Origin of the sequence: Sutterella sp. AM11-39 (genome assembly GCF_003472385.1) — a bacterium.
GTDB classification, from domain to species: Bacteria; Pseudomonadota; Gammaproteobacteria; order Burkholderiales; family Burkholderiaceae_F; genus Duodenibacillus; species Duodenibacillus intestinigallinarum.
The window spans coordinates 1-1,894 of sequence record NZ_QRLV01000025.1; the positions used below are offsets into that span (position 1 = coordinate 1).

Annotated in this window: 1 protein-coding gene; it reads right to left on the bottom strand. The window is 48.2% G+C overall.

Annotation, left to right across the window (positions count from 1 at the left end):
* Window positions 1–26 precede the first annotated feature (26 nt).
* The gene (locus tag DW133_RS10135) at window positions 27–1,736 is read right to left on the bottom strand and encodes a transposase (RefSeq protein ID WP_199588887.1); all 1,710 of its coding nucleotides are present in this window, start codon (window positions 1,734–1,736) and stop codon (window positions 27–29) included.
* Between the last annotated feature and the right edge of the window lie 158 nt (window positions 1,737–1,894).

The following is a 1,894-nucleotide window of genomic DNA, read 5'->3' on the forward strand; positions in this document are numbered from 1 at the left end:
AGCCCGAACTTCCGATCAAATGATCCCTAACGGAGGACTTTCGGGGGGAGAGCAACAGAAAGCAACGAGAGCAACTCTCGTTGCTTTTTGCTTATGGCTCTCAGAATCCAGGCATTGGCCGTTCTGCGCTTATCGGCCTTCAGGGAGCGCAGTTTTGCCATCAGACAATCCATTGAGTTGAAAGGAATTTTTACCCCAGCCGATTCGTTGTCATGAGCACGCCTGAGCATCATCAAACGCAGTGACGTAGCAATAGTACAAATAAAGAGTTTGCCCAAATAAGAACTCTGGGTACATCTCAGTCGGTCACCGTCGACCCAGTTTTTGAACTGCCCAAAATCCATCTCAACAACGCTGCGCATCCGATAAGCCTCAAGTGCCCTGAACGGATCGGCCTGCACATTGCTTCGAATGACAAAAGTCCCGGCATATCGAATCGCTCGACGGATTGCCTCATCGTTTCTTGTCCAGGTTTTCTTATCTTTGGAACAACGAAGGAAACGCTGACAATTGCGCCAAGTATCGGGAGCAACACCATTTCCTTTGGCCAAAGTATCCAGAACAGCATTGACTTCCGTGACAATGCTGCGCATGGCTGCTTCGTCTTCGCCGGGGAAGCGATAGAGGTGCTGAAAAACATCGCAATACACTCGCCCGGTGTCCGCATTTTGGGTCCAAGGCTCTTTGATTGAACGAGCATAGACATTCAAGTCAGCGTCATAGAAACTGACATCTCGGAGAGCTTCGCGATAGCGATCCAAATTACGTTTGATGCTGTCTTCGGTCAGGCGCACGCCTTGAATAAACTTCAAATTCAAGTTGAGCATCTTCTGAACATTGAGCAGACTGCAATATCCTCGATCGGTCACCAGAACGACTTTTTCCAAATCGAGGCCGGCGCTTTGCATGTGGTAGAGCACTTCCTTTAAAGCCACGACATCGTTGATGGAGCCTTCATAGGTGTTTGCAAACACAATGTCGCCTGTTTTTTGATCGCTCACGAACGTGTAGTTGATCTGCTTGAGTTGTGGATCACGCTTGGCATGTCCGAAGGCCGCATCTTCGATCGTCTCCGAGTAAGTTGAAATCGAGGTGTTGTCCAGGGCGTAATGGACGGCTGAATCAGTTTCACCAAGCTTCCGTTTGTGGCGCAGACAAAAGAAGTCTTCGAATTGTTTTTGCGTTACCCGACTCAAAATTTCGCTGATACGTTGGCTGCTCAGACAACGAGCCTGGCGCAAATAAACACTGCGACGCCAATCGTCATAGGCAGCCATGGAACGTCCGCCATCGAGTTTATAAATCGCCAAATGCAAAAGATCTCGGGCGTCTTGTTTGAAGACGGCGGTGAGATCTTCGAGCAAGCCGCTGTCAATGGCAATCTGTTCAATAGCCCAAGTCAGACCGGCGCTGCGCGTGTCGTCTTCAGCGTTGTCCTCAGTTTTATCCGAAACGTTTTTTGCCGGGAAATCATGTCGATAAGTGGCTTCATCAACAAGTTCCTTGTCGGCTCCGTAATAGAAGTCTCCCTGTGAATATTCCGGAAAATCTTTCGCAAATTTATCGCTGATGTTGACACGACCATCGTTGGTCAAGCGCCCGACGTAGCGCTTGGAGCAACGACGGGAAGTTTTGCTGACGGGATCCCACTTTGTTTGATAAGCATAGACGTAGGAGTTGCCTTGTGAGCTCGTTTGTACAGTGAAGTGCCAACGGTCGTTGTTTGCGGTTCTCATGATGAAAGATCACCAGTAATTAGATAGGGATCATTTTACATGAAAAAGAAAAACCCCACAACTTTATTTCTAACAAAATCATGGGGTTAGGCAGACTAAAGCATGGTTTATTGATCCAGTTCAAACGTTATGTGGATCAGTTAACCGGGAGTTCGGGA

Bases quoted from the DNA above. Each gene is read 5' to 3' on its own strand.
- DW133_RS10135 (WP_199588887.1), bottom strand. From the start codon at position 1,736: ATGAGAACCGCAAACAACGACCGTTGGCACTTCACTGTACAAACGAGC.